The organism is Hymenobacter cheonanensis, assembly GCF_030581075.1.
Taxonomy (GTDB): Bacteria; Bacteroidota; Bacteroidia; order Cytophagales; family Hymenobacteraceae; genus Hymenobacter.
The window spans coordinates 295,914-319,911 of record NZ_JAUQSW010000006.1 but is presented as its reverse complement, the minus strand read 5'-3'; the positions used below and the strand labels follow the sequence as shown (position 1 = coordinate 319,911).

The window sequence follows — 23,998 nt, the reverse complement described above, 5'->3', positions numbered from 1 at the left end:
AGGCTATTTTTTGTAAAAATACGCCAGCGGCGCTAGTCTGCGCTAGGCCGCGCCGGCCTATGGCTCCGCAATGAAGGCCGGCAGGCCCAGCTTGCTGCGGCGGCCCCCCAGCTTCAGGCCATCGTCGACGTAGCCGCAGGCCGGGCCGCTGGTGTTGGGCTGCTCAATCACGCCCAGAAAGGAGTTGTCTTCGCGGGCCACGTAGATTTTGCCATCGGGCCCGCGCTGCAAGGCGCCCAGCTTGTGGTTGGAGGAATGGCCTACCTGGCTGGCTTTGCCGGTTTTCAGGTCGAACTGCACCAGCTGGGTTTCGCTGGCAGCGGCTACTTTCTTCTCCTTGGTATTGCCATTGCAGGAGCCGTAGAGCAGGCGGCCATCGGGCGAAAACTCAACGCCGTAGGCTTCTTCATAGGGCCCAAAGCTGCGGGCATTGCGCACCTTGCCGGTGCTGCGGTCAAAGTCGTAGACCTCAAACTTGTTGTTTTCGCGCCACAGCGCAGCAGCCAGCCTGGTGCCATCGGGCGAGAACTTGAGCGCCCCGATGGCATTGCGGCCGGGGCCGGCGTTCATAGCGCCCACGTTGCTCAGGATAGGCTTGCCCGAGCTCACGCCCTCGGCCGTGACGAGGTAGGAAACGAAGGCGTTAGAGTTCCAGCGGTGAGCCACCACCCACACGTCGCGGCCATTGGCGTGGCGCACGGCGGCTAGCTTCTCCGCTACCGGCGTGATAAGCAAGAGGTTGGCCCGCGGCACGTCGCCGAGCCCATTGGCGCGGGTCATGTCTACCACCGAGTAGCGCAGGCCGTCGGGCGCGCCCTGCGCCGCCACTGTGAAGATGTAGAAAATGTTGCCCGAGCCCGGGTCGGGTACGATGAGTGCCGACTGCGTGCTGCTGCCCGAGCCCATGAGGTGGCGCCCGCCCGGCATGGGCTGGTGCTGGCGGTTCCACACGGTTTGGCCATCGGTGTAAAAGAGCAGCTCGCCGCGCTTGGTAGTGGCCGTGGCGCAGCCCTCGTAGGTAGTCATGGCTCCGTCGAGCAGGGGCGTGGGAGTGCCGCTGCTAAAGTCGAGGCCGGCCTGGCGGCCAAAATACCAGCGGTCGGTAGGCCGCTGGGCCCTGGCCGCTGGGGACAGAATAGCTAAAGCGAAAAAAGCAAGCAGGAGCCGGCGCATAGGCAAAGCAGAAAGGGTTAGTAGCCCGCATAAACGAAAAAACCGTGCCGGGAGGCTAGCGGGCGCCGGGCCTGGCTGGCCCGGCAGTATTTTGCCGGCGCGCTTCAAGGGCTATATAAACAACCGCGCGCTTAGCATGAGTATTGGATTTTGCCTGGCGGCGGCGGGCATTGGCAAGCTGCTGCTTATCCAGGCTGGCGCCGGCGTCGGCCATCTGCTGCTTGCCTGGGGCATTGGCCTAGCTGCCTGAGAAAAGCGCCGGCGCCGCGCTAGTCCAGCTCAACATCCTCGAAGTTCCCAACCTACCTGGTGGCCGGCGCCGCGTACTGGGCTAGCGGTGGGGCCGGCGCCCGGTGCGCCTCAAAATAAGCGTAGCCCGGTGCCAGCCCCCGCCAAAAGGCCGCGTGTGGGCTAGCCGCGCGCTGGCGCAGCTCGCTTTCTAGTAATGGGAAAGGGAAGAGGTGCACGCTAATGCTGACCTGCCCGGCCGCCCGGGCTGCCACGGCCAGCAGGTATACTTCCTCGATGCCCGCGTCGGTGAGCGGCAGGCAGCCGTCCGTCACGTCGGCGCCGTGCAGAAAGATGTCGCCGCCCGGGTCGGCCAGGCCGGTGGCCAGGAGGTCGTCGGCCGTGGGGTAGTCGAGGCCCAGCGAGAGGTGGTAGGCACTCTGCGGGTTGAAGCGGTCGATGGTGTAAAAGCCCTCGGGCACCTGGCCGTCGCCGGCCCGGCGCTTGGGCCCCAGCGTGCCCGACGTGGCGGCCAGCGGGTAGCTCCGCAGCTGCCGGAACGCCGCCTCGCCCCGGTTGCGGGCCCACACTTCCAGGGCCCGGTGGGTTTTGATGAGCCGGAAAAATACTTCCAGCCGGGCCGAATCGAGGTGCTGGGCTTGCAGCCGGGCGGCCAGCGCGGGCCAGCACCGGGCATAGGCCGCCCGCACGCGCGGGTAGCCAAGCTGCCGCACCCAGAAGGACGGAGGCAACGGGCTGGGCGCCTGGGCGGCGGCCGGCCCGGCTAGCAAGAATGCAAACAGCAGTAGTAGCAGAGGCAAGGTGCAGGGGCTGAGCAGGTAGGCCGCCAAACAACGCCGGTGGCAACCCCCTTGGTATGCGCGCCGGGCCTGGCCGGGCCGCCGCCCGCCGCATCTTTGCGGCTATGAACCCCGCCGCCCTGCTCGACTTTCTCCACGACCTCGCCCACCACAACGACCGCGAGTGGTTTCAGGACCACAAATCCATCTACGACCGCCTGCGCGCCGGTTTTGAGCAGGACGTAGCCTACTGGCTGCGCGAGCTGGTGCCGGACGAGCCCGCCCTGGCCGGCCTCGACCCCAGGAAGTGCATCTTCCGCATTTACCGCGATGTGCGCTTTTCCAAGGTGAAAGTGCCCTACAAAACGCACTTCTCGGCCTACTTCGCCCCCGGCGGCAAGCACTCGGAGGCGCCCGGCCGCTACGTGCAAATCGGCACCAACGGCCAGACGCTCGTGGCCGGCGGCCTCTACGAGCCCACCAAAGAGCAGCTGGCCGCCATCCGGCAGGAAATTGATTATTCGCCCGAGGAGCTGCACGCGCGGCTAGCCACGCCCGAGGCCCGGCAGTTTTTCCCGCAGGGCCTGGCCGGCGACCAGCTCAAGAAGATGCCGCCCGGCTACGAGGCTAGCCATCCGGAAGCTAATTGGCTGCGCCACAAACAGTTTCTGCTCATGCACTACTTGCCCGATGCCGAGGTGCGCAAGCTCTCGCCCGAGGCATTTCGGGCGCATATCCTGGCGGCGCTGCGGGCGCTGGGGCCGTTTGGCGAGTGGCTGGGCGAGGCCAGCCACGGCGGCTAGCCTCCAATTAGGGATACGGCTGGCGCGCGTGCCGGCGTGTTTCGGTAGTCTAAAAATTCAGCACTTCCTCTTCGTGGCCGTTGCGCAGCAATGCGCTGATTTTCTTGCCGTTGCCTTCGGCATTCACGATGTTCATCTGGTCGGCAAACTCGTCCAGGAGTACTTCCTGTTGAATAAGTAGCTCCCTGGTGGGGTGCGGCAGCGGCACTTTGGCGTAGAGCCAGTAGGCGTCCTTTTCGGGCTGCAGGCCCAGAAACTGCACATCGAGCGGTAGGCGGGGCTGGCGCGGGGCGGCGGGCAGCGTCAGCTTAAGGTGCTGATGCAGATAGAGTTCGGCCAGGGGCAGGGCGCGGGGCTCGCGCAGGTCCACGGCCTTGGGCTGGCCCTTGGAAAGTGCCTTGGTAAAATCGTCGGTAAAGACCTTCAGCGCCAGCTCTACCTGCTGCTTCTGCGGGTTCAGCTTCAGCTCCAGAATGCTGGTGTGGTAGGCGTGGCGGGTGCCCGCCACGCCGGGCAGGCCTAGCAGCAGGCTCAGAAGGAGGGGAAGTTTACGCATGGTGGAGGAGAAGAACAGTCTAAAAGACGGCTGTCATTGCGAGCGTAACGAAGTGAAGCGCGGTAATTTTTCCTCTTTCGTTGGATTAGTAACCCTGACGTAAAGGAAAGATTGCCGCGCTTCGCTCGCAATGACAGCCGTTTTTAGGAGTCGATAAGTAAGTTAAAACAGCTTCATTACCTGCTTAATCACAATCACATACACCATCAGGGCCAGGATGAGCACCGTGCCTACGCGCTGGGCGCCCTCCAGAAATTTCTCCGACGGCTTACGGCGCAGAATCATCTCGTAGAGCAGGAACAGCACGTGGCCACCGTCGAGGGCCGGAATGGGCAGCAGGTTCATAAAGGCCAGCACCATGCTCAGCATCCCTACCAGGGTCCAGAAGTGCGGCCAGTCGAAGTGCCCGCCAAACTGCTGGGCAATCTCCACCGGCCCACCCAGGCTTTCCGAAGCCGAAGCCTGGCCCTTGGCAATCATCGTAAACGCCTTGGCTTGCAAGGTGATAACGCCAAACGCCTTTTTGATGCCCTGCGGTACCGACTCGCCCAGGCCGTAGTAGCGGGTGCTGAAGTGCAGCTGCGGCTCGGGGCGCACCCCAATTTTGCCGGTGGCGCTCACGGCTACGGGCAGGGTCAGGGTCTGGCCGGCGCGCTGCACCTGCACGGGCACCGTTTTGCCCTTGTAAAGCGGCAGCGTGCGCAGCAACTCGTCGTAGTACTGAATGGGCGTGGTGCCGATTTGGGTGATGCGGTCGCCGGCCACGATGCCGGCCTTGGCGGCCGGGTTGCCGGGCACTACCTCCTTGAGGGTGAAGGGCTGGCGCGGCTCCACAAACAGGCTGTCGCCGGCCTTGCTCATCTTGTCCATGAAGCGCGGGGGCAGCTTGGGCAGGTCGAGGAGCTGGCCGCCGCGCTCCACCGTGTAGTAGCTTTCTGACCCTAGCAGCACATTGGGGTCGTACACGTCGTTGAACTCAGCGAAGGGCCGGCCGTTGATTTTCACAATCTGGTCGCCGTTGCGGAAGCCCATTTCGCGGCCCAGGCTGGTGGTCACCACGCCGTAGCGGGCCTCCGAGGCGGGCAGGTAGCTCTCGCCCAGCTTGTAGGTGAGGGCCGTGAAAATGACGATGCCCGTAAGCACGTTCATGATAATGCCGCCGAGCATCACCAGCAGGCGCTGCCAGGCCGGCTTGGCCCGAAACTCATCGGGCTGCGGCGGGCCGGCCAGGGCGTCGGCGTCCTGGGTTTCGTCCACCATGCCGTGGATGGCCACGTAGCCCCCCAGCGGAAACCATCCAATGCCGTACTCCGTTTCGCCCACTTTTTTCTTGAGCAGGCTGAAATTCCAGACGTGGGGCAGCGGAAAGAGGAAGTCGAAGAAGATGTAAAACTTCGTGACTTTAATCTTAAAGAGCTTGGCGAAGGCAAAGTGCCCAAATTCGTGTAAGCCAACTAGTAGCGAAAGGCCCAGCACCAGCTGGCCAATCATAACGAGAATTTCCAAAGAGAGGGGTTTGTAGGTAATAACTAACCGTCATGCTGAGCTTGCCGAAGCATCTCGCTCGCATCTTTCGAGTGCTTTTCAACGAAGCGAGCAAGATGCTTCGGCAAGCTCAGCATGACAGACGTATCGGGTGTCAGGTAATTATTTGTCAAGTAACTCAGTAGCGATTCTACGTGCTTCCAAGTCAGTAGCGGCGTAGTCGGCCAGGGTTGGGGCTGCAAGATACGGCACCCTTTCCAGGCTCCCGGCTACCACGTCGGCCATGCCCAAGAAGCTGACCTTGTCTTGCAAAAAGGCGGCCACCGCCACCTCGTTGGCGGCGTTGAGCACGCAGGCGGCGGTGCCGCCGCGCCGCATGGCCGCGTAGGCCAGCGGCAGGTGCCGAAACGTGCCCAGGTCGGGCGCCTCGAAGGTGAGGGTGGGATAATCGAGAAACGAAAACCGGGGAAATTCATTCCGCAGGCGCGCGGGGTAGCCCAGCGCGTACTGGATGGGCAACTTCATATCGGGCAGGCCTAGCTGCGCCTTCAGCGAGCCATCCTGAAACTGCACCAGCGAGTGCACGATGCTTTGGGGATGCACCACGGCTTCAATCTGCTCATTGTCAAGGCCGAACAGCCACTTGGCCTCAATTACTTCGAGGCCCTTGTTCATGAGCGTGGCCGAATCGATGGTGATTTTGGCGCCCATCGTCCAGTTGGGATGCTTCAGGGCCTGGGCTTTGGTAATATGCGCCAGCTCGCTAGCCCCGCGCCCCCGGAAAGGCCCGCCCGAGGCGGTGAGAATAACTTTTTCGATGGGATTCTGGGCCTCGCCGGCCAGGCACTGGAAGATGGCCGAGTGCTCCGAATCGACGGGCAGCAGCGCCACGCCGTGCTCGCGCACCAGCTTGGTTATCAGCTCGCCGGCTACTACCAGGGTTTCCTTGTTGGCCAGGGCAATGGCCTTGCCGGCCCGGATGGCGGCCACCGTGGGCACCAGCCCGGCGTAGCCGACCAGGGCCGTAAGCACCACGTCGACGTCGGGGCGCTGCACTACTTCGGCCAGGGCCGCGGCGCCGGCCAGCACCTGGGTTTCGGGCTGGCCGGCCAGGGCAGCTTTCACTTCGTGGTAAAACTCGTCGCTGATAACCACGGCCGCCGGCCGAAACTCCTGGGCCTGCGCCACCAGCAGCTGCCACTGGCGCCCGGCCGTGAGCACCGCCACCCGAAACCGGCCCGGCTGCTCGCGCACCACTTCCAGGGCCTGCGTGCCGATGGAACCCGTGGAGCCCAGCAGCGCCAGCGATTTAAGAGAAGCTTGTTGAGAAAAAAAATCCGCCATGCGCGAGGGTTGGGAATGGAAGCCCAAAGGTAGGGCCAGCCCCGGCGGCGCAACCTCCGCCTTATCCATTTACTGCGGCCGCCCGTAGAAGCAAGCCCGGCCCAGCCGTTCCAACTATCCTTTTCCACCTCCTCCCCGATGTCCGTCAAGCTCAAACCCCTCGACCAGCAAGTTATCGTTATCACCGGCGCCACCAGCGGCATTGGGCTAGCCACGGCCAAAGCCGCCGCCAAGGCCGGCGCCCGCCTCGTGCTGGCCGCCCGCTCGCAGCCCGACCTCGACACCGTGGCCCGCCAGCTGGGCGGCAAGGTTGTGACTGTGGCCGCCGACGTGGCCGACCCCGCCGCCGTGCGCCGCATCCACCACGCCGCGCACGCCAACTTTGGCGGCTTCGATACCTGGGTCAACAATGCCGGCGTGGGCATGTGGGGCAAGCTTGAGCAGGGCAACCTTGAGGACTTTAAGCGCCTTTACGACACCAACTTCTGGGGTATTGTGAATGGGTCGCTCGAAGCCATCAAGCACCTCAAAAAACACGGCGGGGCGCTTATCAACCTGGGCAGCGTGGTATCGGACGTGTCGGTGCCCATCCAGGGCATGTACGCCTCCAGCAAGCACGCCGTGAAGGGCTTTACCGATGCCCTGCGCATCGAGCTGGCCGATGAGAAAGCGCCCGTGTCGGTAACGCTCATCAAGCCGGCGGCCATCAATACCCCCTTCCCCGACCACGCCCGCAACTATCTGGCTGAGAAGCCCAAGCTGCCCCAGCCCGTATATGCCCCCGAGGAGGTGGCCAACGCCATTCTGCACGCCGCCGTGAACCCCATGCGCGACGTATTTGTGGGCGGCGGCGGCAAAATCATGAGCAGCGTGAATAAATACGTGCCCGGCGTAATGGACTGGGTAGAAGCCAAAACCGGCGTGGCCCAGCAAAAGCAGGACGGCACCCGCGCCGTAGACCCCGCCGGCTCGCTGCACCGCCCCAATGGCCCCCACGCCCGGGTGCACGGCCACAACCCCGGCCACGTGATGAAAACCAGCCTCTACACCCGCGCCCGCCTCAACCCGGTGGTGGCCGGTGTGGTAGTGGCCACGGGCCTGGCCGCCACCATCGGCCTGTTTCTGGCCAGCAAAGCGCCGCTCCAGGATGCCGGCGTGCCGCGCGAATCGGGCGCCGAGCCCCGCGTGCCCGTTACTGATAACTAAGGCAGGCTAACCCTGGCGGATATCCCGCGTAGTATCAGGGTTCAACTTGCTGGCTCACTTCTTCTTAAATTCTCTTTCCCATGAAAAATCTCTTTTTTGCCTGCGCCCTGGTAGCCGGGACTGCTTTCACCGCTTCGGCGCAAACGCCTATGGGCACCCCGCCCCCGAGCACAACTTCGCCCGCAAGTTCTACCTCGGCTCCCAAGCCCGATGCCACCATTGAAACCCAGGCTAATACCGGCTTTATCCAGACCAATCCAGCCGATAAGCCGACCATGCGCAGCAACCGCGCCATGAAGCGCAAAAACGGCAAGACGAAAATGAAGAGTCAGCCGGCCTCTACCATGTAGCTGGTTGATTTCCAGCAGAAAAAAAAGGCTTCCCGATACCATCGGGAAGCCTTTTTTTCTGCTGGAAATCAACCGGGTTACTTTGCGCTCAGCTCCTTTACGGGGCTTTGCGGGGCTAGCAGCCGGCGGCTTTTCTGCACCACTACCAGCTTGGGCACGGTGAAGGTGGCCGACTGGCGAATGTCGAGCGACGAGGCCCCGGCGCGGGCCGTGTAGGTGCCGGCATCGGTCTGCCAGGCCTCGGCGGCCGTGTTGTACGAGGCCAGGTCGGCGGCGGTGAGGGTGAAGGTGAGGGTTTGCGACTGGCCGGGGGCTAGCAGATTGGTTTTGGCAAAGGCGCGCAGCTCGCTCTCGGGCTTGGCCAGGGTGCCTTTTGGGGCGTGCACGTAAAGCTGCACCACTTCCTTGCCCGCCACGGCGCCGCTGTTGGTCACTTTGAGGCTGGCCGTAATTTTGCCCGCCAGCGAAGGCGCGCTGAGTTGCAGCTTGCCGTAGGTGAAGGTGCTGTAGCTCAAGCCATAGCCAAACTCATAGGCCGGCTTTACCTTGAAGGTGTTGTAGTAGCGGTAGCCGACGTAAATACCTTCATTATAAAAGTTTTCGGAAGGCTGACCCGAGAGCGAGTTGCCTTTATCAGTGCTAGCCAGCAGCTTGCCCGGAAAGTCGGCCGCGTAGGGCACATCGGCATACGCCACCGGAAACGTAGTGGCGAGCTTGCCCGACGGCGCTACCTGGCCGCTCAGCACGTCGGCCAGCGCGTGGCCGCCCTCCTGGCCGGGCTGCCAGCCCAGCAAGATGGCATCGGCCTGGTTGCGCCAGCTAGCCACCTCCATTACGCCGCCGGTGTTGAGGATAACCACCACCTTTTTGCCCTGGGCGTGGAAGGCCGTGGCTACCTGCTTGAGCAGGGCCTGCTCGGCGGCCGTCAGGTCGAAGTCGTCGGCCACCTGGCGGTCGCCGCCCTCGCCGGCGCTGCGCCCCAGCGTGATGAGGGCCACGTCGGCTGCCTGGGCTTGCTGCGCCAGCATGGCCGCGTCGGGCATCATTTCGGGAATGACGGGCACCGGGTCGAAAAAGTTTTTCTTCTTGGGCAGCTTGGCTTTTTCAACTTTCAGGTACTGCGCGTAGGCCTGGCCAGGGGCCGTGGCCACCGTGAAACCCGCGCTACTCAGGCCCTGCGCCAGCGACACGGTGTAGGCGCGGTTCACGTCGCCGCTGCCCGTGCCGCCCGCAATGAGGCTGTAAGAGGTATTGCCAAACAGCGCCACCTGCTGGCCAGCCGCCAGGGGCAGGGCCCTGGCCTCGTTGCGCAGCAGCACCATGCTCTCGGCGGCGGCCTGGCGGGCCACGGCGGCGTTGGCCTTCAGGGCCGGCTGGCTGCTGTATTTGTAGCCCTTGAAAGTGGGCGACTTCAACACCAGCTCCAGCACGCGGGTCACGTTTTGGTCGAGCTGGGCCGAGGTGAGCTGGCCGCTTTGGAGGCCCGCCAAAATGGCCTGCGTCTGCTTGTAGGTGCCGGGCTCCAGCAAATCGTTGCCGGCCTTGAGCTGCGCTACGGCGTCGGCGCCGCCGTACCAGTCAGTCATCACCAGCCCCTTAAAGCCCCATTCCTGGCGCAGCAGGCTCGTGAGCAGGTCGTGGCTTTCGGAGGTGTAAGTGCCGTTTATCTTGTTGTAAGACGACATCACCGTCCAGGGCTGCGACTTTTTCACCGCCAGCTGAAAGCCCTTGAGGTAGACTTCGCGCAGCGCCCGCTCGTTGATGTGCGAGTTGAGCTGCATACGGTTAAATTCCTGGTTGTTAAGCGCAAAGTGCTTGATGGACGTGCCCACGCCGTTGCTCTCAATGCCGTTCACAAACGCCGCCGCCACGTTGCCGGCCACCACCGGGTCTTCGGAGTAGTACTCGAAGTTGCGCCCGCCCAGCGGGTTGCGGTGAATGTTCATGCCCGGCGCCAGCAGCACGTCGATGCCAAAGTCGCGCACCTCGCTGCCGAAGGCCACGCCCACGCGGCGCACCAGCGTGGTGTCCCAGCTGGAGGCGAGCAGCGTAGCCACCGGGAAGGCCGTGGCGTAGTACGTCTTCGTACTGTCTTTGCCCCGAATGGCGTCGATGCGCACGCCCGCCGGCCCATCCGAAAGCGTGAGCGATGGGATGCCCAGCCGGGCAATGGCGTGGGTGCGGCCGGCCGCGCCGGGCACTTTTTCGGGCACCTCACGGTCGCCGGGGTTGCCGGGCGGCAGCAGGCCTTCGGGAAAGCCCGAGGGGTAAAAGCCCATGCCAACCACCAGCTTTACTTTTTCCTCGGTGGTGAGGGCCGCCAGAATTTCCTTAATACTGGCCTTGCCGAGCTGGGGCGGGCTAGCGGTTTGGGCGCGGGCGGGGCTGGACGCGCCAAGCAGGGCGGCCAGCGCCAGCAGGCGCAGGGCCGGCGGCCTAAAGGGGGTGGGCCGCAGGTTGGAGTAGGGGGTGGACATAAGACGGAAGGTGAAAATGGTGAAAATGAGAGCCTAGCGCAGCACCAGCGTACTGAAAGAATCGGCCGGCAGCCGGGGCGTGAGCACCCGCTGGCCCACCCGAATGGCCACGGTGCGCGGCGCGGCATCGGGGTTTTGGGCCACGAGAATAATGCTTTTATCGGGGTTTTGGAAGGCTAGCACATTGTCGAACTGGCCGCTGGTAGTCAATCGTTTAGCGCCCGTCAACACGTAGTGGCTCAGGTGCTTGAGCAGGTAGTACTCGGGCGTCCAGCGGTAGGTGCGGCTGGCCTCGTCCACGGTCAGCAGCGAGTTTTGGCGCCAGCCCCAGCGGCTGAGGCCGCCCTGGCGCAGGGCAATGTTCCAGTACAGGTAGGCATTGGCGCCGCTGCTGAGGTAGTGGCGCATGAGGCTCCAGGTGTAGCGACAGTATTTCCAGTCGTTCTGGCCATCGCCGCATTCCTGCTCGCTCTGGTAGAGCGCCAGGCTGGGGTAGCGCCGGTGAATGCCGGCAATGGCCCCCTTGCCGGCCCACTGAAAGCCCACGCCGTGCACGTAGGGCGCGCTGCGCGGGTCGCGCAGCACGGTATCGACCAGGGCCTCGTTGGCCCGCTCCATCGTGCCGAAGAACACGTCGGTTTTCAGCTTCTGCATCTGCGGCCCCAGGTAGCCCACGAAGCGGGCCAGCCCGGTGGCCGTCCAGGGGCAGCTCGGGAAAACCTGGGCCGAGTTGAATTCATTCTGCGGCATTACCATGCCCACCGTAATGCCCTCCTGGCGGTAGGCCTCGATGAACTTGGCGAAGTATAGGGCGTAGGCCGCGAAGTACTTGTCCTCCTGAATGAACAGGTCGTGGCCCTCCTGGCCCTGCTTGTCGGGGGCTAGCCCGTTGTCGGCCAGGGTCGGAAACGCCTTGCGGTACTCGGGTAGCACGGCCGCGGCGGCGTAGTGCTGGTTGCGCTTCATCCAGGTGGGCGGGCTCCAGGGCGAGGCCCACAGGCGCAGGGCCGGGTACTGCCGCTGGGCTTGCCTGATGAAGGGAATGAGCGTTTCGCGGTCGTTGGCAATGCTGAAATGCTGCATCGCAAAATCGCCCGGCGTTTCGTCATACGAGTACCAGTCGCGCGAGAAGTCATTGGCCCCCACCGGCATCCGGCAAATGGTGAAACTGGCCCCCACGCCCGGCGCAAACAGCTCCCGAAACACCTTATCGCGGTCGGCGGCCGGCAGCAAGCTCAGCGAAGTCCAGCCCAGCTCATTAAAGCAGGCGCCGAAGCCGGTAATCGTTTGGGCGGGCCTAGCGAGGTCGATGGTCACATCGGCCGGGCCGGCGGGGGCAGCCGTGGCGCGCAGCGCCGGCCGGGTTTGCCAGGGCGCGGTGACGGTAGTTGTTACCCACTCGGCGCTGCCCTGGGCCCGGGCTAGGCCTGGGGCTAGCAGTAAGCTGATAGCAAGTAGCTTAATTGGCATATACAGTCGGGTGGGAAAGCGAAGCTTTGGGCAGGGGTGGCGGCTAAAGGTAGCGGCCCGCCGCAGAAAAAGCGAGCGGGCTGCCCCGCTAGCCCATAACTTCGGCCACCGCTAGCCCTGGCCGCGGCCAAGCTGCCTTTTCCCACCCTTATTTCCCTGTCTTGCTGCATGCAATACACTTCCATTCGTGCCCAGGCTTTGCTGGCGGCGGCGCTGTTTTGCGCTGCCACCGGCGGTGCCCAGGCCCAAAAAGCCAAGCCTGGCTCGCGTCCGGCTACTACTTCTACGTCGATGGCTAGCCCCAATGCCCAGCAGGCGCTGCTCGGCCACGAAGCCGAAATCACCGCCCTGCTCGCCAAGCTCACACTGGAAGAAAAAGTGCACATGATTCACGCCAACTCGGCCTTCGCGGCCGGGGGCGTGCCGCGCCTGGGCATCCCCGAGGTTATGACCTCCGACGGGCCGCACGGCGTGCGCCCCGAGCAGGGCCGCAACTGGAAGCCGCCCGTGGGCGCCGACGATGCGGGTAGCTATATGCCCACCAACAACACCCTGGCCTCAACCTGGAACCCCGCGCTCGGCCACGCCTACGGCACGGTGCTGGGCAGCGAGGCCAACGCGCGCGGCAAGGACATTATCCTCGGCCCCGGCATCAACATCGTGCGTGCCCCGCTCAACGGCCGCAACTTCGAGTACCTCAGCGAGGACCCGTTTCTGGTGTCGAAAATGGTGGTGGGCTACATTCAGGGCGTGCAAAGCCAGGGCGTGTCGGCCTGCGTGAAGCACTACGCGGCCAATAACCAGGAAACCCACCGCGACGATATCGACGTGAACATGAGCGAGCGGGCGCTGCGCGAAATCTACCTGCCGGGCTTCAAGGCCGCTGTGCAGCAGGGCGGCGTATACTCGCTCATGGGCTCCTACAACAAGTTTCGGGGCACCTACGCCACCGAAAACGCCTATTTGATGAACACCATTCTGAAAGGGGAATGGGGCTTTAAAGGGTTGGTAATGAGCGACTGGGGTTCGGTACACGATACGCAGGAGGCGCTGCGCAACGGCACCGACCTCGAAATGGGCAGCGACCTGGCCATGATGTACGGCAATGTCGACCAGAGCCAGGCCAGCGCCAGCGCCGGCGCCGCTGCGCCCGCCCGCAGCTACTACGACCGCTTTTTCCTGGCCGACCCGGCCCTGGCCGCCATCAAGAAAGACCCTACGCTGCTGCCTGTGCTCGACGACAAGGTACGCCGCATCCTGCGCGTGATGTACGCCACCCACCAGCTAGGCCCTGCCAAGCGCCAGCCCGGCGCCTACAACACCAAGGAGCACCAGGCCACCGCCCTCAAAGTGGCCGAAGAAGGCATTGTGCTGCTCAAAAACGAGGGCAACCTGTTGCCGTTCAAGAAGTCGGTGAAAACCGTGGCTGTCATCGGGGCCAATGCCGAGCGCATGAACTCAATGGGCGGCGGCAGCGGTCAAATCAAGGCCAAGTATGAGATTTCGGCGCTGCAAGGTATTAAAAATGAGCTGGGTAGCCAGGTGGCGGTTACGTATTCGCCCGGCTACACCATCGCCCGCGACCACAAGGCTGACCCGCAGCTCATTCAGCAGGCGGTGGCCGCCGCCAAGGCCGCCGACGTGGTGATTTACGTGGGCGGCTCTACCCACGGCTACGACTACACCAAGTGGAGCGACAACGCCTACGACGCCGAAGGCGTCGATAAGCCCGACATGAACCTGCCCTTCGGCCAGGACGAGCTGGTGCAGGCCGTACTGGCCGCCAACCCCCGCACGGCCGTGGTGCTGCTCGGCGGCGGGCCCATCGACGTGTCGGCCTGGGTTAGCCAGGCCAAGGGCATTGTAGAGGCCTGGTACCCCGGCATGGAAGGCGGCAACGCGCTGGCCCACATCCTGTTCGGCGATGTGAACCCGTCGGGCAAGCTGCCCTTCACCTTCCCCGTAAAGCTGGAAGACTCGCCGGCCATGAAGCTCGGCGAGTACCCTAGCACGCCCGGCAACCCGCTGAAGCAAACCTACAAAGACGATATCTACGTGGGCTACCGCTACTTCGACACCTACAACGTAGCACCGCAGTTCGCCTTCGGCCACGGCCTGAGCTACACCACCTTCAAGTACGGCGCTCTCACCGTGACGCCCGGCAGGCAGAGCGCCACCGTGAAGCTTACCGTTACCAATTCCGGCCCGGTGGCCGGCGCCGAGGTGGTGCAGCTCTACGTCAAGCCCGGCCAAACGGCCGTGAAGCGCCCCGAGAAGGAGCTGAAGGCTTTCGAAAAGGTCTTCCTCAAGCCCGGCGAAACCAAGACCATCACCCTGGCGCTGCCCGCCGAGTCGTTTAAATATTATGACGAAGCCAAAAAGGACTGGGTGCTGGCCCCCGGCAAGTTTGACCTGCTGGTCGGCAGCTCCTCGCGCGACATTCGCCAAACGGGCAGCGTGACCTTGTAAATCAGTAAATAAGCAAATAAAAAAGGGCTGACTTCGTTGCTGCGAAGTCAGCCCTTTTTTTATTTATAATTTAAACTTAACAGTCGTCATGCTTCACTGCGTTCAGCATGACGGCCTATAAGAAGCCCAGTACAACTGGCTAACCTACTGCAGCTTATCCAGCGCCGCTTGCAGGCGCGGCAGCGCCGCCTTGATAGAGTTGGCCGACTCGGCGCCCACCGAGAGGCGGAACCACGGCTCGGCCGCCGAGGCGCCGAAGGCGCTGAATGGCACCACCGCCAGCTGCGCCTCGGTGAGCAGGTAATCAGTGATTTCCTTGGTGCTGGCTAGCACGGTACCTGCCGCCGTGGTGCGGCCGATGATGTTAACCTGGGCCGTGAGGTAGATGGCGCCGGCCGGCGTAATGGCATCGACCGGGTAGCCCTGGCTGCGCAGGTCCTTCAGGCCCTGGTAGGCGGCCTCCAGGCTGGCTTGCAGCCTGGTTTTGAGGTCGCTGAGGTAGTCGTCTACTACGTCGGCCTGCGGCAGCAGGGCGGCGGTAGCCACCTGCTCGGCCTTGGGTGCCCAGGCGCCGATATGGCCCAGCAGCGATTTCATCTTGTCAATCACCAGCTTAGGGCCGAACGAATAGCCCACGCGCACGCCGGTGGCGGCAAAGCACTTCGAGATGCCATCGATGTACACCACGTAGTCGCGCAGCTCGGGGCGCAGGCTCACCGGGTCGAAATGCTGGGTCTGGCCGAAGGTCAGGAGCCAGTAAATCTGGTCGTAGAGAATGTAGAGCGGCTTCTCATCGGGGCCCCGGCGCTTGTTTTCGGCCAGCACGAGGTCGCAGATTTCCTCCAGCACTTCCTTGGTAAAGACCGTGCCGGTGGGGTTGAGCGGCGAGCACAGGGCGAGCAGCGTGGCGCCGGCCAGGTGCGGAGCTACTTCCGCCGCCGTGGGCATGAAGGCATTTTCGGGCTGGGTGGGCACCAGCACCTGGCTAGCCCCCGACAGGTGGCAGTAGTGGTTGTTGTTCCACGACGGCACCGGGTACACCACGCGGTCGCCGGGGTCTACCAGGGCCAGATAGGCGGCGTAGATGAGCGGGCGCGAGCCCCCGGCCACCAGAAGCTCGTCGTTGGCCGAATAGCTCAGGCCGAGGCGGCTTTGCAAAAAGTCGGCGGCCGCCTGGCGCAGGTCGGCGATGCCGGCGGCCGGCGGGTAGTTGGTCTGGCCAGCTTCGTAGGCCGCCATTACCCCCTTGCGCAGCTCCTCCGGAATGGGAAAAAGCTTGGGGTCGAAATCTCCAATGGTCAGGTTGCAGATAGTGGCGCCCTGGCGAATCTGCTCGCTCACGGCGTTGCCAATTCGAATAATTTCGGAGCCGCTCAATTGGTCGGCTAGCCGGGAAATACGCATGGGGTAGGAAGTAGGGGAGAGAGGAGCAATGACCCGGCAAAGGTATCATTGGTTGCGGGGCCGTTGGGGAAGCTGCTCGCTGGCGTATGCCTCAAGGCGCTGGTTCCCAGGCTTCTTTGCCCGCAAAAATCTGCTTTAATGTATATTTCTTCGCCTCCTTAGCCGTGAGCTGGTGGCTCCACGGCACCCGCGCTGCGGGGTTGGCCCCGGGCCCAACCGACTTATATTCTGCGTAATAAGCGGTTTTCTCGTTTTCCGCGTTTTTCCAGTTGTCCCAGCCAGCGGGCGCAATGTGGCCGCCCAGCGCGCAGCGCAGGTACACCACCTGCGCCTGGGGCCGCCAGGGCCGGCCGAGGTATACTTTCCTGGCCAGGGTCGTGTCGGCCGTCAGTTGGCAGTCCAGGAACACAAAGCCGTAAGCCTGCCCCGCCGGCGTGGAAGCAGCCGTGACAAACGAGTTTTTCTTGCTCTTAATCACGCAGTGGTCGAACACGCCCGTGCTAGCCCCGAAAATAAAATCGGTCGTGCCCTCAAGGTAGCAATCCTGGTAATACTGCCGGCTGCCGCCCGTGGCCAGCAGCAGCACATCCTGGTTGCCCACCATGCGGCAGTGCCGGAAAACAGCCCGGTCGCCCTCCACGCTCAGCGCCACGGCCTGGCCGGCGGTGTAGCCCGCCGCGTTCTCAAAGGTCACGTTCTCCGCCGTGAAGTCGTTGGCCTGCACCATCACTGAGTACGAGCCAGGGGTTGTGAGGCCGGGCATACCCACGTGGTCGCTGTACGTGATGACGGTCGTAGCCGCGTCGGCGCCGCGCAGCACCAGGTGCGTTTTTAGCGCGGGCACCGTTACTTTTTCGTGGTAAATGCCCGGCTTGAGCTGAATGATAACCGGCTTATCTGCCTGATTAGGAGCCGCCTCAATAGCCGCCTGCACCGTGCGAAACTGCCCGCTGCCATCGGCCGCCACCACGAGCGGGCCAGTCTGGGCGTGGCTGGCCAGAGCCAGGAGGCCGAGGCCAGCCAATACGTAAAGCGTTTTCATTTTACGGGGTAGTGGGCTGCGCACCCGCACCCGTAGGGGCAGCTACCATGTTCTTGGCCAGGGCTTTGGCGAGGTGCTGCTCGGCCAGCGGAACGTGCTGGGCGCGCAATTCATTCACCACGAGTTGGGCCATCTTACGGGCGCCTAGCTCGTTGAAGTGCGTATTGTCGTTGCGGCCCAGCGGGTAGTTGGGATGGTCGCCGGGGGCAAGCTGCATAAACAGCAGCTTGGAGTTCTCATCGCCCAGCTTTTGCAAGAGGTCGCGGCTCAGCCGGTCGAGGTCAACCAGCGGCACCTTGGCCTCGGTAGCGGCGGCGGCGGTGAGGGCCGAGTACGTGACGTGCGTTTCCTTCACGTGCCCCTCTTTATCAAATTGCCGCCGCGACACGGGTGTAATCAGAATGGGAAAAGCCCGCTTGCTGCGCGCCTCGCTCACAAACCGCAGCAGGTTGCGCCGAAAATCGGCGGGCGGCGTGTAGCGGTCCACTTTCTCGGGCGACTCGTCATTGTGCCCAAACTGGATAAGCACGTAGTCGCCGGGCTGCAAGGCATCGACCACCGGCTGCCAGCGGTTTTCGGCAATAAACGTGCGGGTACTGCGCCCGTTCTGCGCCCGGTTATCAACCACCACCGTCGAGTCGAAAAATGTGACCAGCGGCATCCCCCAGCCCGTTTCGGGGAAAGTGGCCGGAATCTTATTGGCCATCGTGGAGTCGCCAATCAGGTATACCTTGGTCTTGTGGGGCGGGGCCGCGGGCGCAAAAGCCAGCACGCCCAGCACGCCCAGCGCGGCTGCCGAACTACGGAATATCATGAGCAGGAGGGTAGGAACAGGCCGCTAAATTCCGGTCTGTTGCTGCCAAACCCGCTACGTATCGCCGGCGCCAGGCCGCTTTATCTGCGCAATCGTTGCCGACAACGTTGCCAGCTGGCAGCGCGGCACAAAAAAAACCGGCCTTCCCCGCGAGGGAAAGGCCGGCTACATGTTGGTCGAAGCGCGCAGCTTATGCGGCCACCTCTTTTACCACGTCGCGACGACGCTCCTTGATACGAGCAGCTTTGCCCGAGAGGCCGCGCAGGTAAAACAGGCGAGCACGACGCACTTTACCGCGGCGGATAACCTCAATTTTGTCGATGTTGGGCGACAGCAGCGGGAAAATCCGCTCGGTGCCAATCTGGTTCGAAATCTTGCGCACGGTGAAGGTTTCACCGTTGCTGCTAGGGTTGCGGCGCTGGATAACCACGCCCTGGAACTGCTGAATGCGCTCCTTGTTGCCCTCGCGGATTTTTACGTGCACGTTGATGGTGTCACCGGCAGCAAACTTGGGAAAGCTGGCGCGGCGCTCCTGGCCTTCGGCATTGATAAAGTCGAGTAGTACGCTCATGGCGAAAAAAAAGAATTACAAAGCGGGCAGCGCCGCTGCCCACAGGTTGGTATTTTGCGAAACGGAGCGCAAAGATAGAAAATTAAGTGCGCAAATGCAAATGGGGTGAGAAGGTAATGAGGGGATTAAGTGAAAAGCAAGGCAAAATCAGCCGGCTGGCGGCGCTGGCCGGGCTGATTGGGGTGCTCTACACGTTTCACAACTCATTCTTGCCCTAGTAAATCGGGCCGGCGGGCCTGGGTGCGGGCCAGCGCCTGCTCGTGCCGCCACTCCTCAATCTTGGGCGTATTGCCGGAGAGCAGAATTTCGGGTACGGCTAGCCCCCGCCACTCGGCCGGGCGGGTGTACACGGGCGGCGCCAGCAAGTCATCCTGGAAAGAGTCGGACAGCGCCGATTCTTCATTGCCCAGCACGCCGGGCAGCAGCCGCACCACGGCATCGACCAGCACGGCGGCAGCCAGCTCGCCGCCGCTCAGCACAAAGTCGCCGAGGCTGATTTCGTGCGTAACGTAGTGGTCGCGAATGCGTTGGTCCACGCCTTTGTAGTGGCCGCAGATGATAATCATGTTGCCCAGCAGCGAGAGCCGATTGGCCAGCGGCTGGCGCAGCGTCTCGCCGTCGGGCGTGAGGTAGATGATGGCCTCGTACGTCCGCTGGGCCTGCAACTCATCAATCCAGCTGGCAATGGGCTCCACGCGCAGCACCATGCCGGCCCCGCCGCCAAATACGTAGTCGTCGAGTTGGCCGTGCTTATTAATGGCGTAGTCGCGCAGGTTGTGCACGAGTATTTCGGCCAGCCCCTTATCCTGCGCCCGCTTTACAATGGAGTGGGCAAACGGGCTGGCGAGCAAGTCCGGCTGGCAGGTTAGGATGTCGATACGCACCGCAGAGGTAACTGAGTTTAATGGATTTGGCAGATACGCCCGCTGCGCGGGCTAGCGAAGCAGGAGCTAGTCGGCGTTCGGGTTTTTGTGGGCGCCGGGGTTCATGTAGATGTCGAGCAAGCCCTCGGGCATGTTGACAAACAGCTTCTTGGCTTCCATGTCGGCGTGGCTCACCAGCTCGTCTACTACTGGCAGCAGCACTTCCTGGCCTTTGTAGCGCATGGCCAGCACGTCTTGCTGCGGCAGCTCGTAGAAGTTTTCTACCACACCCAACTCACCTTCCTTTTCATCAACTACCTGAAAGCCAATGACATCGTGGAAGTAGAACTGGTGCTCTTCCAGCGCGGGCAGCTCGCTCAGGGGCAGCCAGAGCTTGGCGCCGCGCAGGGGCTCGGCCTCCTCAATGCGGTCGATGCCGCGCAGCTTGAGCAGCACGCGCAAGCCATCCTGCGGGTTGACGCGCTCCACGCCGTAGGCAGTGAGCTTGGTGGGCGCGGTGGGCAGGGCCAGGTACACGGTTTTGAGCCGGTCGTAGGTAGCTGCGTCGTCTACGTCCAACTGGGTCACCATCATGCCTTTCAGGGCGTGGGGCTTCACAATAAAACCTAGCTCAAAGCATTCGTCGAGAGTCATGGCTGGGGGAGCGGAATAAGCGGGTTGACAAAAATGCGGGCGCGGGCTCAAAAAAGAACGTCATGCCGAGCGCGCTCGGCATGACGTTCTTTCGTAGCGGGTTGCCCCGAAAACCTAGGCAGCAGCCTCGGCCGAAGTTTCGGCGGTTTCCGTCGAGCCTTCGGTAGCCTCGCCTTCGGCAGCAGCCGGCGCGGGGGTAGCAGCAGCCAAGGCAGCAGCTTGCTTGGCGGCCAGGGCAGCCGAGCGAGCTTCTTTCACTTTGGTTTCGGCAGCTAGGGCAGCAGCGCGGCTCTCGGCCTTGGTATCAACGAGGCCGGTCTTCTTGGCTTCGATTTTAGCGTCTTTGTCGCTCAGCCACTGCTGGTAGCGCTGGTCGGCCACTTCCTGGGTCAGGGCGCCTTTGGTAACGCCGAGCTGGAGGTGACGACGCAGCAATACGCCGCGGTAGGCGAGCATGGCACGCACCGTTTCGGTGGGCTGGGCGCCGTTCATCACCCAGTAAAAGGCGCGGTCGCCGTCGTAGTTGATGGTGGCGGGGTTGGTGTTGGGGTTGTAGGTACCGAGCTTCTCGATGAAGCGGCCATCGCGCGGAGCGCGGGCGTCGGCTACTACGATGTCGTAAGACGCGGCCTTTTTGCGGCCACGGCGGGCGAGGCGGATTTTAACTGCCATAAACCTTGGGGGTTGTGCGACGCAACTCGTGCGTCTGGGTGAAATTCTTTTCCCTGTTTGGGGCCGCAAAGGTACGGAATGCCAAGGCAATAAAAAAGGTCGAAGTCAAACTTCGACCTCTTACTTTCTGCTATGCTAAGCGCCTAGGCAGCCTGGGCTAGCTTCTTGGTGCGCTGCTTGGGCTGCACGTTCTTGCGCTTGATTTTGATGATGCGCGCCTTGTCCAGCGTCCAGATAGCCACGTAGGTGGGGTCAAACTCCCACCACTTCACGCCGAAGTTGACGCGCATGGGCAGCTTGTGGTGATTATTTTGGAACAGCTCGCCAAAAGCCAGAAAGTCAAGGGCTAGCGTGTTTTTGCTGTGGTCGTGGTTGTCGAAGTTCTGGTAGCCGTACTTGTGGCCGCCCCAATTCACGATGGCGCCGTGGATGGGGCCCATCAGGAAGTGAATCGGCAGCAGCAGATACTGCCACCAGGCGGTCGCAAACTGGATGTAAAACAGCACGTAGAGCGTACCCCAGCCCAGGCGCGAGTACCACTTATCGCCAAAATCTTCGATGGCCTGCCACACCGGGTAGTCGCCCTCGAAGCGCTCGGCCAGCTCATACTTGTTGTTGAGCACGTCGTTGTAGATGTTCTTGGTCTTCCACATCATGTCAAACGCGTTGTTGGAGAACAGCGGCGAGTGTGGGTCCAGCTCCGTGTCGGAGTAGGCGTGGTGCATGCGGTGCAGCAGCGCGTAGGCGCGCGGCGACAAAAATGAGCTGCCCTGGCAGATGTACGTGAAAAGGAAGAAGAATTTCTCCCAGAACTTGTTCATCGTGAACATCTTATGCGCTGCGTAGCGGTGCAGGTAAAACGTCTGCGTGAACAGCGACAGGTAGTAGTGGGCAACGAAGAAAACCAGAATGGCCATTCGGTAATGAAATAAACGTGAGGAAGACGCCGCCCGCACTAAGCTATTCCCGCCGGGCTTGGTTCAACCGTTAAGACAAAATTACGGCCGTTGTTTAGCCCGAATGGCCCCGGGGTTGCACAATGCCATAATGTTATACCCCGCCCGGGCTAGCCCGCCGGCCCAACGCACAACGGCCCCCGCCGTGGCGCATAGCCACGGCAGAGGCCGTTAGAATAAAGCTGCTGCTGCGCTATGCCGGGTAAAAAGCCCGCGCCGCGTCCCAGTGCGGGGCATCGGGCAGGGGCGCCACAAATTTCATGGCCTCCTTGGTGACGGGGTGCTGCAATTCGAGCTGGCGGGCGTGCAGGGCAATGCTCACGTCGGGCAGGGGGTTGAGGAAGCCATACTTCACATCGCCCACGATGGGCGTGCCCAGGCCGGTGGCCAGCTGCACCCGAATCTGGTGGGGGCGGCCCGTCACGGGCTTCACTTGCAGCAGGTAGCGGTTGGCGGCGGGGCCTAGCAGCTCATAGCTCAGCTCCGAGCGCTGGCCCTGGCCGTGCTTGTCGGTATAAGCCTTCGTGACGTTGCGCATGGGGTCCTTCACCAGCCAGTGCACCAGCTTGCCCTGCTCGGGCACCGGCGGCTTGCCGGTGAGCGCCCAGTAGGTTTTCTGCATCTGGCTATCGCGAAACATCTCGTTGAGCCGGCTCAGGGCCTTGCTCGTTTTGGCCAGCACCACGATGCCCGACACCGGCCGGTCGATGCGGTGGGCCACGCCCACGAAGGCGGCGCCGGGCTTCTTGTACTTGAATTTCAGGTACTCCTCGGCTTTTTTGGAGAGCGGCTCGTCGCCGGTTTCGTCGCCCTGCACCAGGATGCCGGCGGGCTTATTGATGACGAGCAAATGGTTGTCTTCGAACAGAATTTCCTTCTGCTCCGACCAGAGATTGGGGCGGTTCACGCGGGGGTAGGCGGGGGTATGTGGGCGGCGGCAGGGGCGACGCTAGCCCCAAACTAATAGGCCTTTACGCGTGCGCAAACCCTCGGCACCGAACGCGGTGCACCTGCTGCTGCGGGCAAATATAAGCGGCGCGGCCCGATAGAAAGCCGCGCCGCCCGAACCTACGCCGGCTCCTCGGCCACGCTGTACCAATTGATGTTGCGTGAGAGAAACATCACCACCGCCAGCACTACCACCAGCCCCAGGCTGCCCACCAGCAGGGCATAATCCTGCAGCTGCAGCACCACAAACACGAAGCCGTAGACCACCGCCAGCACCCCGGCCGTGGCCAGCGTGGCCTGCCGCTGCCGGAAGCTCGCCGCCGCGTAGGCCGTTACCAGCCCCACAATGGTGAGCCCGGCTAGCCCATAGGCCGCATCAAAAGGCATTTGCTCGGACAAGGCCAGCAGCAGCACGTAGAAAATAACCAGCGCCAGCCCCACCAGCAGGTACTGAAAAGGGTGAATGCGCAGCCGATTAAGGATTTCGACGAAGAAAAACACCAGGAACGTGAGCGCCAGCGGCAGCAGCGCGTACTTGGCCGCCCGCATGGTTTTCAGGTACTCATTAACCGGCACCAGCAGCCGCACGCCAAACGTGGAGGCGTCCACGTCGGGCCGCGCCTCGGTGCTGCGCCAGTGCTGCGGGTAGTTGCGGTTGAGGTGAAACACCTTCCAGTCGGCCGTAAACTGCTGCCCGGTAAGGGTGCGCTGAGTGGGCAAAAACGCGCCAATGAAGCTGGGGTCGGCCCAGGGTGCGCTCAGGTGCAGGGTGGTTTGGCGGCCTAGCGGCGCTTGCAGCAGGCCGGTGCTGCCGTTCAGGTCGAGGTCGAAGGCGAAGGTGTGGCGCTGAGCCAGGGCCGCGGCATCGGCCAGGGGCACCAGGGCCTGGAGGCCGTTGGCGGCGTCGCCGTGGCCGTTGTCGTCGGTTTCGACCCTACTCGAATAGCCGTTGCGCGCCTGCCATACTTCGTTTACCTGCGTGCTGGCGATGGGGGCTGAGCCAGCCGGAAGGACTTCCCCACTCGGCAAGCCCGGTTCAAAAGGTCGGGCCTGCCCGTCCCAGCGCAGGGCTAGCCCACTCCGAATGCCCTTGAGGTCAGAAATACCCAGCGCTACGAAGGCCTCGGGCCAGCGCACGGCGGCCGCCGGCACGCCCAGGTCGGCCAGCGGCGGGGCCCGAAACACGCCCTGCACCCGCAGCCGGGCCCGGTACACCACCGCCTCGTAAATGCCCCGGTGGCGGCGCTCGGGGGCTAGCGTGCCGGTGCTGCCGAGCGTGTCGGGCAGCAGGCTCAGGTAGCGCGTTACTTCACTGGTGTGGCCGTCGTTGGTTTCGAGGGCCGTGTAGGGCAGCACCAGCACCGGCCCCAGCACCAGCTGCGCGCCGCCCCACTGCGCGCTGATGGCCTCGGTGGCGCTGTCGCGGTTGCTGGCCCGCTCGCTGATGAGCGACTCTACCATGCTCGTCGGAATAAGCAGTATAACCAACAGCAGCCCCACACTGAGCAGCTTGAGCGTGACCGAATTGCGCGCCCAGGCCGCAGAGCGGGCGAGCAGGGGAGGCGTAGGTTGTTCCATGGTGACGAAGAACTTTGTTTTTCAAAGCAAATGTGCAACGAAAAGCTCGAATTTGCCAGCGCTCTATGTCTATCAGCGAAAAATAAAAGCGCCCCCCTGCCGCTAACAGCAGGGGGGCGCAGAAGGTAAACTTAA

Annotated in this window: 21 protein-coding genes; 4 read left to right on the top strand and 17 right to left on the bottom strand. The window is 63.0% G+C overall.

Annotated features, from left to right (window positions below; all coding sequences use genetic code 11):
- Nucleotides 1–57 precede the first annotated feature (57 nt).
- Nucleotides 58–1,173 carry a WD40 repeat domain-containing protein gene (locus Q5H89_RS13900; RefSeq protein WP_305019931.1) on the bottom strand — a complete coding sequence of 372 codons (1,116 nt, stop codon included), beginning with the start codon at nucleotides 1,171–1,173 and terminating at the stop codon, nucleotides 58–60.
- 302 nt (nucleotides 1,174–1,475) lie between these two features.
- Complete coding sequence (locus Q5H89_RS13895; protein ID WP_305019930.1) at nucleotides 1,476–2,222, bottom strand: L,D-transpeptidase family protein; 747 nt, start codon at nucleotides 2,220–2,222, stop codon at nucleotides 1,476–1,478.
- A 56-nt stretch (nucleotides 2,223–2,278) separates the two neighbouring features.
- Here Q5H89_RS13895 and Q5H89_RS13890 point away from each other — a divergent pair, with 56 nt between their 5' ends.
- Nucleotides 2,279–3,004, top strand: coding sequence for a DUF2461 domain-containing protein (locus Q5H89_RS13890; RefSeq protein ID WP_305019929.1), 726 nt, complete (start codon nucleotides 2,279–2,281; stop codon nucleotides 3,002–3,004).
- Between the two features lie 49 nt (nucleotides 3,005–3,053).
- On the opposite strand, the gene Q5H89_RS13885 is transcribed toward Q5H89_RS13890, so the two are convergent.
- The 3 genes from Q5H89_RS13885 to Q5H89_RS13875 all read right to left on the bottom strand — a co-directional run bounded on the left by Q5H89_RS13885 (nucleotide 3,054) and on the right by Q5H89_RS13875 (nucleotide 6,389).
- A complete protein-coding gene (locus tag Q5H89_RS13885) occupies nucleotides 3,054–3,560 on the bottom strand; it encodes a DUF6702 family protein (protein WP_305019928.1) in 507 nt (168 codons plus the stop codon).
- A gap of 162 nt (nucleotides 3,561–3,722) precedes the next feature.
- The gene (gene rseP, locus Q5H89_RS13880) at nucleotides 3,723–5,066 is read right to left on the bottom strand and encodes an RIP metalloprotease RseP (protein ID WP_305019927.1); all 1,344 of its coding nucleotides are present in this window, start codon (nucleotides 5,064–5,066) and stop codon (nucleotides 3,723–3,725) included.
- A 141-nt stretch (nucleotides 5,067–5,207) separates the two neighbouring features.
- Nucleotides 5,208–6,389: a 1-deoxy-D-xylulose-5-phosphate reductoisomerase gene (locus Q5H89_RS13875; RefSeq protein ID WP_305019926.1), complete on the bottom strand. Its 1,182-nt coding sequence runs from the start codon at nucleotides 6,387–6,389 to the stop codon at nucleotides 5,208–5,210.
- A 138-nt stretch (nucleotides 6,390–6,527) separates the two neighbouring features.
- On the opposite strand from Q5H89_RS13875, the gene Q5H89_RS13870 reads away from it, so the two are divergent.
- Entirely contained in the window at nucleotides 6,528–7,595 is a 1,068-nt protein-coding gene (locus tag Q5H89_RS13870; RefSeq protein WP_305019925.1) for an SDR family oxidoreductase, read from the top strand.
- Between the two features lie 80 nt (nucleotides 7,596–7,675).
- The gene (locus tag Q5H89_RS13865; RefSeq protein ID WP_305019924.1) at nucleotides 7,676–7,945 is read left to right on the top strand and encodes a hypothetical protein; all 270 of its coding nucleotides are present in this window, start codon (nucleotides 7,676–7,678) and stop codon (nucleotides 7,943–7,945) included.
- Nucleotides 7,946–8,022: 77 nt separating this feature from the next.
- On the opposite strand, the gene Q5H89_RS13860 is transcribed toward Q5H89_RS13865, so the two are convergent.
- Entirely contained in the window at nucleotides 8,023–10,422 is a 2,400-nt protein-coding gene (locus Q5H89_RS13860; RefSeq protein WP_305019923.1) for a glycoside hydrolase family 3 C-terminal domain-containing protein, read from the bottom strand.
- 33 nt (nucleotides 10,423–10,455) lie between these two features.
- Nucleotides 10,456–11,892 carry a glycoside hydrolase family 30 protein gene (locus Q5H89_RS13855; RefSeq protein WP_305019922.1) on the bottom strand — a complete coding sequence of 479 codons (1,437 nt, stop codon included), beginning with the start codon at nucleotides 11,890–11,892 and terminating at the stop codon, nucleotides 10,456–10,458.
- Nucleotides 11,893–12,060: 168 nt separating this feature from the next.
- Here Q5H89_RS13855 and Q5H89_RS13850 point away from each other — a divergent pair, with 168 nt between their 5' ends.
- Nucleotides 12,061–14,361 (top strand): glycoside hydrolase family 3 C-terminal domain-containing protein, encoded by a 2,301-nt coding sequence (locus tag Q5H89_RS13850; protein ID WP_305019921.1) that lies wholly within the window; start codon nucleotides 12,061–12,063, stop codon nucleotides 14,359–14,361.
- Between the two features lie 144 nt (nucleotides 14,362–14,505).
- On the opposite strand, the gene Q5H89_RS13845 is transcribed toward Q5H89_RS13850, so the two are convergent.
- From Q5H89_RS13845 to creD, 10 genes are all read right to left on the bottom strand, one after another.
- The gene (locus Q5H89_RS13845; protein ID WP_305019920.1) at nucleotides 14,506–15,765 is read right to left on the bottom strand and encodes a pyridoxal phosphate-dependent aminotransferase; all 1,260 of its coding nucleotides are present in this window, start codon (nucleotides 15,763–15,765) and stop codon (nucleotides 14,506–14,508) included.
- Between the two features lie 91 nt (nucleotides 15,766–15,856).
- On the bottom strand, nucleotides 15,857–16,807 hold the full coding sequence (locus Q5H89_RS13840) for a pectinesterase family protein (RefSeq protein WP_305019919.1): 951 nt from the start codon (nucleotides 16,805–16,807) through the stop codon (nucleotides 15,857–15,859).
- Between the two features lies 1 nt (nucleotide 16,808).
- A complete protein-coding gene (locus tag Q5H89_RS13835; protein ID WP_305019918.1) occupies nucleotides 16,809–17,621 on the bottom strand; it encodes a rhamnogalacturonan acetylesterase in 813 nt (270 codons plus the stop codon).
- 190 nt (nucleotides 17,622–17,811) lie between these two features.
- Nucleotides 17,812–18,192, bottom strand: a complete 381-nt coding sequence (gene rplS, locus Q5H89_RS13830) for a 50S ribosomal protein L19 (protein ID WP_305019917.1) — start codon at nucleotides 18,190–18,192, stop codon at nucleotides 17,812–17,814.
- Nucleotides 18,193–18,395: 203 nt separating this feature from the next.
- Nucleotides 18,396–19,076 carry a tRNA (guanosine(37)-N1)-methyltransferase TrmD gene (gene trmD / locus Q5H89_RS13825; RefSeq protein WP_305019916.1) on the bottom strand — a complete coding sequence of 227 codons (681 nt, stop codon included), beginning with the start codon at nucleotides 19,074–19,076 and terminating at the stop codon, nucleotides 18,396–18,398.
- A gap of 66 nt (nucleotides 19,077–19,142) precedes the next feature.
- A complete protein-coding gene (gene rimM / locus Q5H89_RS13820; RefSeq protein ID WP_305019915.1) occupies nucleotides 19,143–19,709 on the bottom strand; it encodes a ribosome maturation factor RimM in 567 nt (188 codons plus the stop codon).
- A gap of 114 nt (nucleotides 19,710–19,823) precedes the next feature.
- A complete protein-coding gene (locus Q5H89_RS13815; RefSeq protein WP_305019914.1) occupies nucleotides 19,824–20,381 on the bottom strand; it encodes a 30S ribosomal protein S16 in 558 nt (185 codons plus the stop codon).
- Between the two features lie 143 nt (nucleotides 20,382–20,524).
- Complete coding sequence (locus Q5H89_RS13810) at nucleotides 20,525–21,298, bottom strand: acyl-CoA desaturase (RefSeq protein ID WP_305019913.1); 774 nt, start codon at nucleotides 21,296–21,298, stop codon at nucleotides 20,525–20,527.
- A 232-nt stretch (nucleotides 21,299–21,530) separates the two neighbouring features.
- Nucleotides 21,531–22,244, bottom strand: coding sequence for an RluA family pseudouridine synthase (locus Q5H89_RS13805; protein WP_305019912.1), 714 nt, complete (start codon nucleotides 22,242–22,244; stop codon nucleotides 21,531–21,533).
- 161 nt (nucleotides 22,245–22,405) lie between these two features.
- Complete coding sequence (gene creD, locus Q5H89_RS13800) at nucleotides 22,406–23,863, bottom strand: cell envelope integrity protein CreD (RefSeq protein ID WP_305019911.1); 1,458 nt, start codon at nucleotides 23,861–23,863, stop codon at nucleotides 22,406–22,408.
- Between the last annotated feature and the right edge of the window lie 135 nt (nucleotides 23,864–23,998).